The 14,891-nt window shown below is 50.3% G+C and carries 10 protein-coding genes and 1 pseudogene; 5 read left to right on the forward strand and 6 right to left on the reverse strand.

Annotation, left to right across the window (positions count from 1 at the left end; translation table 11 throughout):
• Positions 1-109: 109 nt before the first annotated feature.
• The 3 genes and pseudogenes from P8N76_25965 to P8N76_25975 all read left to right on the forward strand — a co-directional run bounded on the left by P8N76_25965 (position 110) and on the right by P8N76_25975 (position 3,749).
• Positions 110-1,546 (forward strand): hypothetical protein, encoded by a 1,437-nt coding sequence (locus P8N76_25965; protein ID MDG2385144.1) that lies wholly within the window; start codon positions 110-112, stop codon positions 1,544-1,546.
• A complete protein-coding gene (locus P8N76_25970; protein ID MDG2385145.1) occupies positions 1,539-2,957 on the forward strand; it encodes a cytochrome P450 in 1,419 nt (472 codons plus the stop codon). The genes P8N76_25965 and P8N76_25970 overlap by 8 nt, the downstream gene beginning before the upstream one ends.
• A 330-nt stretch (positions 2,958-3,287) precedes the next feature.
• A pseudogene (locus P8N76_25975) lies at positions 3,288-3,749 on the forward strand (Stf0 family sulphotransferase).
• Positions 3,750-4,115: 366 nt separating this feature from the next.
• Here P8N76_25975 and P8N76_25980 read toward each other — a convergent pair.
• The 6 genes from P8N76_25980 to P8N76_26005 form a co-directional block, all read right to left on the reverse strand.
• A complete protein-coding gene (locus tag P8N76_25980) occupies positions 4,116-5,318 on the reverse strand; it encodes an MFS transporter (GenBank protein MDG2385146.1) in 1,203 nt (400 codons plus the stop codon).
• 392 nt (positions 5,319-5,710) lie between these two features.
• Positions 5,711-6,652: a glycosyltransferase family A protein gene (locus P8N76_25985; GenBank protein MDG2385147.1), complete on the reverse strand. Its 942-nt coding sequence runs from the start codon at positions 6,650-6,652 to the stop codon at positions 5,711-5,713.
• Positions 6,653-7,133: 481 nt separating this feature from the next.
• The gene (locus P8N76_25990; GenBank protein MDG2385148.1) at positions 7,134-7,640 is read right to left on the reverse strand and encodes a hypothetical protein; all 507 of its coding nucleotides are present in this window, start codon (positions 7,638-7,640) and stop codon (positions 7,134-7,136) included.
• Complete coding sequence (locus P8N76_25995; protein ID MDG2385149.1) at positions 7,618-8,124, reverse strand: hypothetical protein; 507 nt, start codon at positions 8,122-8,124, stop codon at positions 7,618-7,620. The genes P8N76_25990 and P8N76_25995 overlap by 23 nt, the downstream gene beginning before the upstream one ends.
• A 15-nt stretch (positions 8,125-8,139) precedes the next feature.
• A complete protein-coding gene (locus P8N76_26000) occupies positions 8,140-9,060 on the reverse strand; it encodes a hypothetical protein (protein ID MDG2385150.1) in 921 nt (306 codons plus the stop codon).
• Positions 9,061-9,502: 442 nt separating this feature from the next.
• The gene (locus P8N76_26005; protein ID MDG2385151.1) at positions 9,503-10,897 is read right to left on the reverse strand and encodes a hypothetical protein; all 1,395 of its coding nucleotides are present in this window, start codon (positions 10,895-10,897) and stop codon (positions 9,503-9,505) included.
• 495 nt (positions 10,898-11,392) lie between these two features.
• Here P8N76_26005 and P8N76_26010 point away from each other — a divergent pair, with 495 nt between their 5' ends.
• On the forward strand, positions 11,393-13,927 hold the full coding sequence (locus P8N76_26010; GenBank protein MDG2385152.1) for an LLM class flavin-dependent oxidoreductase: 2,535 nt from the start codon (positions 11,393-11,395) through the stop codon (positions 13,925-13,927).
• A gap of 244 nt (positions 13,928-14,171) precedes the next feature.
• Positions 14,172-14,660 carry a nuclear transport factor 2 family protein gene (locus tag P8N76_26015; GenBank protein MDG2385153.1) on the forward strand — a complete coding sequence of 163 codons (489 nt, stop codon included), beginning with the start codon at positions 14,172-14,174 and terminating at the stop codon, positions 14,658-14,660.
• Positions 14,661-14,891 lie beyond the last annotated feature (231 nt).

Below are 14,891 nucleotides of genomic sequence, written 5' to 3' on the forward strand. Positions count from 1 at the left end.
TGACGTTGGAGATGCGGAGTGTATTTCTCGCTGGACGCGTGAAGGTCATTTCCCGGCGATTGCCTCCGTGATGGAACGAGGATGCTAGGGCACGACTGGGGGCGCGGAGATGATTGCCGAATATGGTCTCAGTCTCTCACTCTTCTGTGGGATCTCTCGGAAGCATCATGGCAGTTACTTTTATCGCCAACTCAAGCCACGAACGTATGAGACTTTCCAGGTAAAACCCGGTGATGTAAAGGCGCTGCCATTTTGGAGCCGACTGAAGAATCGTCGAGTTCTGACGATTGACGTTTCAGACACGAATCCAGTACCGGGTCTTGATGGAATTCAAATTTCAGATTTGGCGACACATCATGGATCGATCTGTGTACCGCAGATTCAACCTCCGGGAGCTGAAAAGTCGATCTGCAAAATATTTGGACCGCAGCTGAAGATACCCTTTCAGCCGAATCCAAAGGTCGAGGCTGTAATTGCAAACGTGCGAAAGCTGAATCAGAGAGTCGAGAAAAAGGGTCGGCTGCTGAGGATGTTGCTTGAAGAGGGAAATGTTGATTTTGTCTCGGCATTCTTTTCGGAAACGGATGCTGGTAGTCATTATTGTTGGAAATATCGTGCTGATGCGATTGGAGTCGATAAGCCCGTTGATGTGCCCGAGTTGATTGGTGGGATTCTGGGACTCTATCAGGCGATCGATCGTGAGATGGGACAAGCAATTGAACTCATCGGGAAAGACGCGAACGTCATGATCATTTCGCTGTATGGAATGCGCGATGAATATCTCACTTCAACGTTGTCGGAATATTTTTGTCGCCAACTGGGCTATCATGTTTTGCTCGATCAAGAAGCGACGGATCAGTCTGCCGGGACCGCCTCCTCGTCAGCTAAGAAAAAGAAGTTTTACCCAATTTCGCTCGCGCGAATGATCATGCCAGAGTCGCTGAGGACAGCGATCAGCCATCATTTGCCCAGGTCGACGCAGGAGAAGCTGTTGGGTAGCAGCCTCCGTGACGGGACCAACTGGAGTTGCACGACGGCATTTGCAATTCCATCGATTTCAACGGGATTCATTCGCGTGAATCTACAGGACCGGGAACCTCAGGGGATTGTCAAATCCGGCTCGGAATATCAAGAGTTATTGTCGCGAATCGAAGCTGATTTTGCCTTGTTGACGGATCCGAAGACAGGGAAGCCTGCCGTCCGACGCACGGCAAGGGCAGTTGACCTTTTTGGTGCAGGACCACCGGAACTGCTCCCCGACTTGTTCGTTGAATGGAAACCTGGACCGAGATTTCTTGACCGCGTCAAGCATCCAAAGACAGAACTCGTCCAGCCGAAACCGAGTCATTTCTTCGACAGTCAGGAGAAGTTACAGGGGTTTTTTGCAGCAGCGGGCCCCGATATTCAAGGACAGGGTGATCTGGGAGAGGTAGCGGTGCCGGATATGGCACCGACGTGGCTGCAGCGATTCGGTGAATCCCCTTCGGCTGACATGACGGGTGAGATTATTTCGAGGATGATCGAGGGAAGTAACGTAAATGCTTAAACGAGCGTTAAGCGAAAGCCACCCTGAAGAAGTTTCGTGTCAATTGCCCTGGTTTATCCGTCGGCGACTTGGCTTGTTGTCTCGAGGTAACATCCCTTATGACCAAGCTGTCCGGATGCGATTCGGTGAATCCACCTTCATGTTGACTCATCCGGACGATATTCATTACGTGCTTGTTTCCCGAGCTCGTGACTTTGTAAAAACTCCAAATTTGGTTAGCGAGAAAGGCCGGCAACGTGCCGGCAGAGGCTTGTTAACCAGCGCCGGTGATCGACACCAACTGCTTCGTTGTGGCCTGCAACCGATCTTTGTGAATTCCGCTGCATTGCCCTTTACGGCATCAATTCAGGCACACACAGAAAGACGGTTGCGCACTTGGCATGATCAGCAAACGTTAGACATCTCAAATGAGATGACGCAGTTGGGACTCGAAATCTTGATCGGGATGGTCTTCGGTAACGATTTTAATAATCTAGACTCAAGATTCGGACAGGCCATTGCGCACCGCCGGCGCTATAACGAATATGTCATTAATGGTCGCATGCCTTTTCGAACTCGTATGCCGACGCCTACTGTTCGGAGATATCAATGGGCAATGAAAATCATTGATAAGGAGATTTATCGGGCAATACGCGAGCGGCGACGCAATCAGCAGGGGGCGAGTCAGGATTGCAACTTCGTATCGTTGCTGTCTGGTGTCAGTTTGCCAGACGGAACCCAACTGACGGATCAGCAGGTGAGGGATGAAGTTTTGACGCTTACGACTGCGGGCTATGAAACGACCTCAGATGGTCTCTCTTGGACGCTGTATCTGTTGGCAAAGCATCCTGAGTTTCAAGACATCCTCCGGGAGGAAGTTGTCGCGAATCAGGAATGGCGTCACCCGAGTCCGACATGTCTCAAGTCACTTCCCATGATCACAGCAGCTCTCGAGGAGAGTTGGCGACTTTATCCACCAACTTGGATTTATGTGCGAACGCCTATCAAAGCTGCCACACTTCCATCTGGTACGAAGGTACCAGCGAATAGTCGTTTGTATCTATGTCCCTATGTGATGCATCGTCATCCGGATCATTTTTCCGATCCAGAACGATTCGATTCAAACCGTTTCGCTCCTGACGCTTTGAGCCCGCCTCGTTCGGTGTACTTTCCTTTTGGTAATGGCCCTCATATCTGCATTGGTGCTCCGTTGGATCGTTTGCAGAGTTCCTTGATTCTGGCAGCCATCTTGGCACGTTTTCGAATTCATGACGATTCCAGCCATTCCGTCAAACCGTTTGCCGGAGTAACACTGCGGCCAGGAAATGGGGTTAAGGTGCACCTGGAGTCGTTGCGAGATCAAGCAGTCACGAGACCGATAAAAAAGCACGTAGTTGAAGGCTCGGGGTATGGGAAATGGAGAACAGGGTAGCGTTGATTTGCCCGATCCTTTAGTCATCTGTTGCAATCCACGAACGGGTTCTGGACTGCTTTGTGATCTTCTTGTTAACACCGGCTTTTTTGGACTCGTACGAAAGGACATGAAGTCTTGAATCCCAATCGGTCAGATAATGCCTGCACGATTGATTGGGATCGCCAAAAACTTGACCTCTATCTGCAGGGACAATTTGACACGCATGGTTGGTTCAAACTCCATTGGAAGCAACTTTGCTTCCTGACAGCGAGCGCTCGTCGATCCCGGAAATATCGTCGCTTAGCGACCAGCTAGGTTGGCAAATGGTTTCCCAAGTCGACTCGATTTGTCTTCCTCGATCGGGAGGATAAGTTAACGCAGTCGGTCTCTCATCTCAAGGCGCTGAAGACGCTCGAATGGAAGCGTCTTTCATCCGAACCGGATCAAGAGTCAGCTGCGTTTGATCACCACGTTTCGCTGTTCCAAATTTGCTATCACATCGAAGACGCAAAGATCGTGGATGATCGATGGCGTCATTTTTTTCTCCAGAACGATCTTGAGCCGTTGGTGCTGACGTACGATCAAATTGTCCAAGATTCGAGAAATGCGGTGGAAGACATCTTGGACCATCTGGGAATGCAAGTTACAGATGATCTCACCATCAAAACGAATCGAGTCAAAATGGCAGATGAAACAAATGACGAATTGATCAAAAAATATAAGAGACCGAGCCGATCGATTCGTTGGGTTTTTCATCGCCTGGCACGAACTTATATTCGCTGCCAGTATTTCATTGAAAAATCCTACTAGCTGAGCCTGAAATTACGAAAAGAGCCAAATCGATCGATTCAACCGTTGGTGGCTCGTCGTGATTCTTGACTTTGATTCATGTTCACGCTGGGGTGGCAGCTTGGTCGCCTACCGCCCGATCAAGGATTGCGATCCGGGCCGACGTTGTGCTTGTCGATCAGCTCATCCAGGATGGGTGTGGAGATTTTCCGGGTGATGCTGTGACCGATTCACCAGGGTCTTCATCGTGGGCCTATCGCCCGTCCCGTAGCGGCGGTTGGAGCCAGGACATCAGGTTTGAGCGCTCCTCTTTCTCATTTGGCAGCATACAGGACGACTCAGTCGATTGGCGAACGCCTGTTCCAGAACCGCTTGGCCTGGCTGGAGCTATTTGCGACCTCCATAAATCAATAATCCCGCCGAAAAGATCGATGCGATTGCGCCGATCAGAATCGGATATTGAGGAGAGAGTCCGGCCAAAATTCCGCCGGTGAAACAGAGCAGGGCGGAGCCCAGTACGCGAACGGAATGCGATACGCCCAGCATGCGACCCTGTGCATCGGTCGGGGCGTTGTCCGAAAGCAGTGCTGACATGTTCGTGGTTGCAAGAGCCATCGTTGCGCCAACCAATGGCAGAATCAAACAGAGCCATTGCCAATTTTCCGGTGCAATCTGCAGCGTGAGCAAGATGCCCAACGCGATTGCACTGCCGGTTGTCACGATTCGCGGTGTCCAACGTTTGCCGGCTGGCTTGATTAACAGCCATTGCGTGAGCACCATCGATGCGCTGGTGTAGGACATTAGCCAGCCGACCTCTGCTGAACTGAACTTCCACTTTTGCACAAAATAGACCGGGTTAAATTGAAAGACAAAGTCGATGCCGAGATAAATGAAGAAATTAACAATCAGTAGAGATCGGAAAGGTGCCAGTCGAAAAGCCTCGCCAAGTTCGCTGATGCCTCTCGTTAATTTTACGGGCGCTTCGCTGTTTTTTTTGGGAACTGATTTTGGGAAACGCAAAAGAATCAGGAAGGTGCATAGCAAGCAGATCGCTGTCGAAACATAGAACGGTAAGGAATAAGAAGCCCACGGCAGATAGTTTTTGTCTGCCAGGTGACCGCCTAGGACAGGCGCGAAAACATAGGCGAGGCTGCTGGCCAGGTAAATGTATCCAAATCGTTGGGTCTTTTCCTTCCCCGTCGATTGTGAAGCAACTTCGGATTGCGCGAGCACCAGTAAGACTCCAGCGAATCCAATGAAAAATTGGCCTGCGATGATCACCCAGACCTGATCACCTGCGATGGCGAGTGCAATGGCCAAATTACCGATTGCCGTGATCGCCATGGCGGCTGCTAATACGATCTTGCGCCCTAAGTGATCCGAAAGCTGACCTAAGATGGGCGAGCCAAAAAATTCTCCCAGTTTGATCATTGCCATGGCGAGACCCAATAGGAAGGCTCGCGTCGCACCGCTGGTGTCATGGGACAGCACCCCGTGTTCCTGGGGATGGAGAAACATCGGAGACATGACCGGAGAAACCAATGCACCGGCAAAGAAACCAAGAAATACCAAGCTGTAGATCAGTGGCATGAATGATGGCTTTCAAATGCTGAACGGCGGAAATCTTTTCGGTGGCGAGGAATGAAATCGTGGTCGGAGGCTGATCGAAACGGGAATGCATCAAACAGCGACAGAAAAGGAGCATCCTATTATCCAGCGAGCCTGATTATCCAGCGAGCCTGATCCGTTGCGTTTTTCGTACCGGATCGCGGTTATAGACAGTCTCGTGTCCTTGGGGAAGCCGAGATAGAAAGAGAATGGTATCCGTTACCCGATTTGCATCGCTGTGAACGGGTGCGATGCGAGTCGCCTCGATTGGGGCATCCTTACCGTTGTTTTGATATCGATGGGCTCAGTCGCAGATTTTCACCGCTTGCCGCGTCAAGGACGATTGAATCTGCTAAACGGCCTTGCTGGACGCTTCAATCCATTGTCTCGAAAGACGTTGGCCTAGAGTGTTGCGATCGTTTGGGAGAAGCCGAAGCGGATAGGTTTTGTCTGACTGGAAGAGTTTCGGTTTTGATTTTCCAGCGTTCCTTCAGGTCGCTGACGGACCAGTCCAGCATCCCCCGCATGAGCATGGCCAGCAGTTTCAGCCGATCCATCAAGGGGTAATCGCGAGTGCGGATTGTTTGAAGAAAGATTCTCCATCGATCGGCGAAACCTATGGACTGGGTGGGTTGCAATATTTTATTGCGTTGTCTGCTACGGGCGTAGGCTCGTACTTTTTTGAAGTAGGTGCTGAGACAGTCGACTTCAAGGTGTTTTACGCTCATCTCTGGGTTATAGGCAACCGAATTGGTGGAGAGGCTGTCTACGATGGAACGCACGTACATCGTATCAGCGCCACGGTTAACCTCGTCGAATTGACCGTAGCTGTCAAATAGAGCACGACGAACGACCATGTTGTTGGTATGTCCGTAATAGCATCCAGCCATTTCGCTATTCAGGATATACGCGTCCTTCTGATTTTCGTAATCAAAAAGCAACGAGAGATTCTTGTGCGGAATGGCGATGTGACGTGATCCAATAGTAATTTGCACGTCGGCTGAGTGCATGGAAATCAACGCCTGCTCAAGCCAGTCGGATCGAGGCACGCAGTCGGGATCGGTGAGGGCAACGAGTTCACCCTTGGCGGCACTGATTCCTCGATTTCGAGCTGCGTAAGATCCCTGTTTGGTTTCCTGCAGCAAATGAATCTGGGGGTAGCGACCCACGATCTTGGCCGACAAGTCTGTCGAATTATTGTCGACCATGATGATTTCGAAATCATTCGTCGGCAACGATTGCAAAAGTAGCCCTTCGATACATTGTTCGATGTACTGTTCGGCGTTATAGAATGGGATGACAACAGACAGTTTCATCGTTTAGGCATGTCTTGTGTTAGCGCATTCGAGGTTGATCTTCGATTGTCAATTTACCCTTACCGCGAAATTCAATAACCGTCAGGTAATTAGACAAGGTGGCTGATCTGTTTCGTGAAACTGTTTTTTAAATAACTGTGGAGCCTGTTCGCGATATGGAACAAGACAATGCTTCAAAGAACCTTGTTCAAATTTACAGTAATTCGCGGTTGGCCGCTGTTAGTAGAGATTCTTGGTATTTGTATACGAAGATTTGCATTTCGTTTTGATTATGCGGCCTCGATGTCTCGTGCAGCCGGAAGTCTGAAAACAGGGGAACGATTGCCCTGAGATTATGGGTGTCGGCGATTATGGGTGTCGGCCGAAGTTGTGCATGAGGTCTCGCAAGACAGGCTGCTTAAACTGATGTCTTTGCGATGGAATGTGGATCTACCGTATGCCTTTCGAAATAAATGAGAGACAGTAAACAGCTTCTGTATAGTCAACCGCCGGGTTGGCGAGCTTTGCGCATGGCTTTCGCGCATAGTCGAGGCCATGTTACTAATTCTTCGACAAAAGAAGCTGCGCTAAAGGAACCGGGCGTTTCGATCGGACTTTCCCTGTTTGATGCGCGATAGAGTTCCCAAAAAGCTTCGTTGATTTGCTGATAACAGCGACTACGTATTTTCCAGCGTTCCATTCCCAATGGACAGGAAATGCCGATGTCTGGGTTGGAGTTGATTTCGAAGACCTGCACTTCGCCGTCGACAATGGCGTAGTCGATACGACCGAAATCGATTTGAGCTGTTTCGAAGCAGTGCATTAGCGGCTTGTCGTATTTGATTTCTGAAGAGGCGCGAATTTCTCGATCGACGGTCGCTGAGGCCAAGTTGTCGGCCAGCTTTCGGCACCAGGAAGTGCCGCATACCATGCCACCAAATATCAACCGTTCGCCGACACGAAAATGGCTGTATTTATAGAATTGTTCATCCTGCTTCTTTGTAATCAAGAAATTCCACTGCAATCAGTTGACGACCGTTTTTCTTCGCCTTTAGCTTGGCGATCTCCAACTCCAATGTTGCCGGTTCGTGGATCAGATCCGATCCGTTGCCGTCGTGCCCGTCACTGTATCGAAGGAAAAGGGGAAATCGGGCGAGATCGTGTTCACCCAGTCTGTAGGCACCGAAATGGTTGAATCCCGATTGGTGGAGCGCTTGCAGTAGCTCAAGGCGCCCTACGAATCGCAGTGGATCGTTGAGGACAGTCCCACCTGCCTCTTTGATCAGCTGATACCAATCCCCGGCCTTCTTTCTCTTTTCGGTCGAGAGCCGATCGAGGTCTGCAAAGACGTAAACGCCTCCGGGTACGGAACGCATTCGAAAAAGCCGCTCATAGGAAAGCGACCGCAATACGTGAGCCAGGGATGCGCCCCAAATCTTCTTGTATCCGTGAATCGTATAACGGTCTTTAGAAGTTGTTAGGAATGTGATCATCGGTGTCCAACATTACTAATTCAACAAGTCTTGATCCAATAGCCAAGTGGCCAATTCTCTAGCGACGTAGGTTTGAATTCCATCCGTACCCGACTGGATTAACATGTTGAAGTATTCAGCGAAGATTGCTTCTTGACCTTCTGCAAGCCAAAGGTCCTCTTGCCGATCGCGAACAAGATTTAGTTCTGTTGAAACTGAGTAGGCGAACAGCGGAACATCAACCTTACTTTTGATCTTCGAGATGAGTGGCACACCGAGTAAAGCAGGTTGAATGCTCAAGATCGAAGCACCCTCCGCTACGTACTGGCAAGCGGCTGCCATGATAGCTTCATCGTCAGAGGGAAGCAGATGGGAGCGAAACGTTTCTCCCGCTTCTGGTTCGGTGCCCATCATGACTCGATAGGGTGCGTAGAACCCTGTTCTTAGTTGGATAGATCCGATCACGGAAACGTTGGGATGACCGTTTAAATCGAGCGCATCACGGATGGCAGCAATGGATCCGGGGTGAGTCAATCCTGCGACGATCGTTCGGGCACCGGCGTCTGCATGAAGAACCGCTATCTCGCTGACCAGCTGATGGGTCGCCATGTTGTCGATGCCATTTGGATTTGTGATGACGCATTCGCCGTCCGAATGGTAGGCGCATGCACACACCTCCGTTCCGACCTTCATATTGGGATTCGAATTCATGATCTCTTGGACGGCGCGAACCATCAGGGAATTCTTTTCTAGCCCTTGACTCGCCTTTTTATCCTTGAGATCGTTTCTCGTTTTTACATAGAGTTTGCAGCGGTTCAGCCCTAAGTCTGAAAGTCGTTTGGCTTCATCCGCTAACTCATTGATCGGGAAGAAGCGAAGGTGTCCAGGCGGCGTGTCATGGTCCTCTTCGGTTACAATCAGGAGAGGGTGCAGATGATCGATCGTGAGCGATTGCATCGATGTCCTTTAATAATTCGAGCAGTGTAAATTTGTCAGGTCCGCTGCCATGTCAATCTGGAGTCCTAATTGGCTGTCGTTTCCAGCCTAATTAGACGTAGGTGGGTACTCAACGCAAATCGCCACATCGTTATTAGGAATCCATTCTGGTAGCATCGTGCTAATTCGAACGATTCATGTTTTCTACGCTGCGCGTTGCGGGTATTTAAGGGCGCATGGGGACCATGCCCCATATTCAACGGCCATCTCGCTAAGTTTCCTGATCATCTGAAAGCCGGAGCAGAAAACAGTGCAGGGAAGATCTCGATAGTTCTGGAAAAGAGAGTGCGTTACCGCCAATCGTCAACTGCTGTCAACAAATCACAGCCTTGATCTGAAACAACCAACAGTTGGCAAGACGATCCATGCTGTCTGCGACGCTACAGTGTGCGGTTCGGATTCGCTACGTTTTGGGCAGCAGCGTTTGAATGCCGCTGGATAGTATCGAGTCCATCTCTGGCCCGCACATAGCAACGCTGACGGCATAGCCTCCTTGAGGATAGGCCTCCTCAGTGGGGATATACCAGGGACCGCCATCGCCATAGGCCGCACAGGCGATGAAACGGTTGGGCGCTGCGGCTTGAGCGCGAAGTTGGTATTCAATGAAACACTCGGCCGGCAGGTGCATTAGAGAAACGTCGTTTACGTGTAACGAACTGAGTGTGATCGGGAGCCGTGCATTGATACGGCGGATGAACGCGACCGCGTACGAAGGTCGATTTCGTGAGACAATCTTGTTTTCACGATTTGAAATTCCGGCCATCAGCTCCGACTCATCGAAATTCGGATTGAGGGGTGGCAAAATGTCGTGAGTTTGCCATGCGAGTTGGCGGATAGGTTGCGGGTTCAGGTCGGCTTCAGAAGTGACGATACCGTCGAATATTCTTTGAGTCAGGTCAACACGAGCTTGCTTTGAACCATCGTTGTACTTGCCTGCACCGATGTTGCCACCACAGCCGTTGAAATAAAGATGAAGACAGTCTGGCTCTTGGCTTTGTCTTTGCTTTCGAGCCAACCCACAAAAGTCCGCGCTAACCCTCCCGTCACCATAGTAGCTCATCGGGTGACACGCATAGAAATGGGAGGCGACTAGTTTTTTGTCTCCGTTGTAAAAAGCGATCGTTTTTAGCATTGGGTCAATCAGTCCTTCTGGGTACCGATGATGCTTGGGGTCGCGCGACGAACTGCCTCGCTGCGAAATTAGTTTTCCGTCCAGACCGATGATGCGTCGGTTACTCGCAACTTTCGAGACTCTCGCTTCACCACGCCCGATATGAGTCACGGGAACCGTTTCTGCGATCGCTTGACTGACCGCCTTGCGAGCTGCAGTGAGGCAAGTCTGGAAAAATTGGGGCTCGATGATGTGTGGCAAATCTCCTTGTTCTAGAATGATCTGCTCGGCGTCCATACAGGCGAATGGAGCGTTGTGTTGATGGACACATTGCACGGCAACACGATCGATGGATGTTCCCGCTGCATCCGCCAAAGCCTGTCGCCATTGCCGATGAGCCGAGTTGAGTAATCCGGTCCAATCAACCGCGCAGATCACGATCGGCTTGCCCGCACCCAGCAGAACGTATCCAACTGCTTCCAGTGGGTCGTCGATGCCGGTCACCGGTTTGATCCAACCTCCACACAACGAATGTCCCGCGGGTGGCGTGACGTCAAATCGGAACCTGCCCAGCCGCAGGTTTTCGGTTGAGTCGGCTGCCGACATCGGCTGGGAGGCGATCACATGAGCCAGTCCGGTGCCCGCCGTAACGGTAACGAACTGGCGACGATTGATTCCGATCTGCATGATCTTGGTTCCTCGAGACAACGGGATTCAAAGGCGAATCTAGTTTCATCATGATCGTTCCTGAGCCAAACCGCAAATGATGGAGCGATTTCTCCCGCACCCAAGGGGTAGGTACAGGAGTGAACCGATGGAAACGATGCCCTGGCGTTGCCAACCGAGCGTCCGATGACTGGTAAAGAATATGAGCTGTGAAAGTTCGAACCCATGCATTGGTGATTGGGGCGGAGCCTGCCGAAGAGTCAATGTGAGCTGACCGGTTTTTTAATCTCGATTTTCGTACACCACTCAACTGTGTTGCAAAAAGGGATGATCGTTGTAACGAATAAATCGGCTGGCAATAAGTCTCTAGATTCCGCGCCAAATCGCTGACGAAATGGCCAGGATGTATTAGTTTTCAGAGAACTTGGGCATTTTGCTGGCGTGTTTCCGCCTAGTTGGAGCTAGTGTTAATTAGTTCATTCCTTACGAAGCGTCGTCGCGCTTGAAGTAGCTGCCATGATTAGAGTTTTTACTTCTTCGAATCTCTGTTTCCTTTTTTCTGGTCAGGGTACGGTATGGGGTAAGGCCACTCGTTCACTGTATGAAGCTTGGCCACTTTATGCTGAACAGTTGGATGCTTGCCTGGAGAAATCGGACAATTGGCTGGATTTAGATCTGCGAAAAGTTCTTTTCGCTCAGGCTGACAGTTTTCGAGATTCGGATTCGATCTATCAACAAACGGTTTTCGTCCAGCCAGCCCTGTTCGTGATAGAATACGCGCTCAGTCAAGCCTTAATGGAAATAGGAGTCGATCCGTCTGGCTTTGTTGGCCACAGTGTGGGTGAATATGTGGCTGCTTGTCTGGCCGGAGTTTTCTCGTTTGATACAGGCCTAGAAATTGTGGCCAAGCGAGGACAGTTGATTCAGGAAATGCCTCCTGGTGCGATGCTTGCTGCTGCTGTTTCCGTTGATGAAACGGAGCAATTTCTTTCTGACAAGATTTCATTAGCTTCGATCAACGGACGTCGGCAGTGTGTGTTTTCCGGATGCCCGGATGGAATCGATCTACTCGCGAGACAATTGAAAACGCAAGGTATTGCGGCAAAACGGCTCCCTGTGACGCGTGCTTTTCATTCGGCAATGCTTGACCCTGTCCTGGATCCCTTCCGAGAATTTGTTGGGAGCAAAGATCTGCAGCGACCTCTCCGCCCTTTCATTTCCTGTTTGCATGGGCGTTGGGCAGATCCGGATGAGGTTAGGCAGGCAGACTATTGGGTGCGTCAGATGCGAGAACCTGTTCAATTTTTGAGGGTGATTCAAGAATTGACCGCGAGACCTAACGTTTCATTCCTCGAAATCGGCTCAGCGGGTTCAATGTCCCAACTCGTTTCCGCCCATTTCGATAAGAGTGAAACATCGCGGTTTCTGACGACAAGTCCACCCTCGTATTCCGAAATGAGTGAAGTGAATCATCTGTTTGATGCTCTGAACCAACTTCAAAAGCACGGCTTAGCAGTCGATCTGGAGCGATTTTCGAGCTTTGTGTTGTGTAAGGATTCTCAAAAATCCTCGATTGAGCATGACAAGAAGGAGGTTCAAAGGGGCGACCTCAATGACGACCAATCCGGAATAGATGCATTGGAGGAACAAGTTGCTGATTTGTTTTGTCGAATTCTTGGAATCGATGAGATCGACAAGGACGAGAGTTTTTTGACGGCCGGTGGCAACTCGTTGATGGCGATGCAGGTCATTTCTCGAATTCGAGCAAGTCACGCCATTTCCATTCCTATCAGTAAGTTCTTTAAGGCGCCGACAGTCAGCGATGTGACTCGCTTGGCTTGCAATCTTCTACAGAAGAAGACTGGACGGGACAGTCCAAGGGGTGCTACCCCAAGTTCGGACAATAGGCGTTCAAGCCACATCGCTACCGTCGTAGAACCATTGCCTTCTGCTGAATCCGCGATGGACAATGGTCGGCGCGGTCAGCAGCAGGCTATGCGTTTCAGTCTTTCTTTCTTTGCCGGCGACGAGAATGCAAACAGCGAAGATCGATATCGATCTTTGATGGAAGCTGCTCGGTTTGTGGATAAAGCTGGATTTTCCAGTATTTGGCTGCCCGAAAGGCATTTCAATAAATTCGGCGGCCTTTACCCGAGTCCAACTGTTTTAGGGGCTTCTATCGCGGCGATTACAAAACAAATCCACATTCGCGGTGGGAGTGTCGTGGCGCCACTGCACCATCCGATCAGGATCGCTGAGGAATGGTCGGTCGTCGACAATCTTTCGAAAGGTCGAGTCGGCGTTGCGTTTGGGAGTGGATTTCATCCGAATGACTTTGTGTTTGCTCCCGATGCTTTCGGCAATCGTAAAGAACGGATGTTTGAAACAATCGCTTCCGTGCAAAACCTCTGGCAAGGTGGTACGTATCAAGGATGTTCCGGGTCGGGCGACAGGGTTGAAGTTCAAATCTTTCCCCGTCCCTATTCAAGTCAACTACCCATTTGGCTCACGACTTCTCGCAGTGCGGAGACCTTTACTGAAGCAGGGCAGCTTAACGCCGGTATCTTGACTTCGCTCTTGCGACTTTCTGTCGCCGAATTAAAGGAACGGATTGGCTTGTACCGCAAGTCGCTGGAAGAAAACGGGTATGACCCACGTGCTGGACACGTCACTCTGATGCTTCATACGTTTCTTTCCACGAGTCCGAACGATGCACGCTCTCAGGTCGAAGTTCCTTTGAGGGCTTATCTGCGAAGCCACATGGAGCATACAAAGGCCGTTTCTTTTGGCAAAGTCATCGATGCGAATGATGCTCGCCTGAGTCCAGAGGAGGAGGAAATGCTACTCGACTATGCTCTCGATCGATATCTCGAAACAAGTTCACTCATTGGTACAGAAGAATCATGCTTCGACACCGTGACGCAACTTAAGCGGATTGGCGTTGATGAAATTGCCTGCTTGGTGGATTTCGGTGTTGAGCATGCATCTCTGATGTCGAGCCTTCAGCACTTGCAACGGCTGCGATCACGAATCGAGCTTTCCAACGAGTAAAAGCTGCCTGGTATTCAACGAACTGCCATGGGTTTTCTGGCTTCCCTGGAATCGTGGCTGTTCAACTGTTATAGTCGCGAACTCTGATCTGCAGACAATGCGGCCGCAGCATTTATGGCATTGGCCAATTTGCCACACGAGGCAGGTGAACGCCTGATAAATGTGCACAAGAGGCATGATACACACGACCGACGCGTGGATAGGCACCAGCAAAATTCCCGTAAATTCTAAGGACATTAAGAGCATGAAAACTAACGTCACTGTCGTACTGATTTTTGCCTGTCTTGCTACCAGTGCTTTGGCTCAAGACGCCAATAAAAAAAAGGCCGCTAAGAAAGCACAGAGAGACAAGATTCTAGTCGAAGTGACAGACGTACTCGAACAATGGAAGACGGCGTTCAACGCAAAAGATGCGGAGGCCCTTTCCAAGCTTTACGACCTGAAGGCCGATGTGATTTATGACGATGACGTTCATCATCGCAGCAGAAAATCATTGCTGAAAAGATTCGAGGAGGAATTTGGTAAAGACGGTGCTGTACAACAGGAAATTACCGAGGTGGATCGCAAGATTCTTTCGCCCCGCATTGTTGTTGAGACAGGCGTTTGGAAAAACACCGGTAGCACCGACAAATCACGAGCAGATCGTGGGCGCTACAGTTGCATCTTGGTCAAGAAAAAAGGCAAATGGCTGATTGTTCAGGATCGAGGTTGGGCTCAACCAGCCAAAAAGTAATCAGGAGAATTATGCCAGTTTGTTCACTCCATCCGGCTCCTGCGACACATGCTTGAGTTCGTCGAATTCGCGTCGTAAGGCATCGACACGACGGCAAGAAGATGCATCGGCGGTAGGACAAGGTAAAGCAGGGATATGAATGATGAATTTCAAAAGCTGCGCCGGTGGATCGCATAGGACCCGAAGTCGTTCGCAACGCCGATTTATCGATGACCGCTAATGGCGGGGCGC

Source organism: Pirellulaceae bacterium, from assembly GCA_029243025.1.
GTDB lineage: Bacteria > Planctomycetota > Planctomycetia > Pirellulales > Pirellulaceae.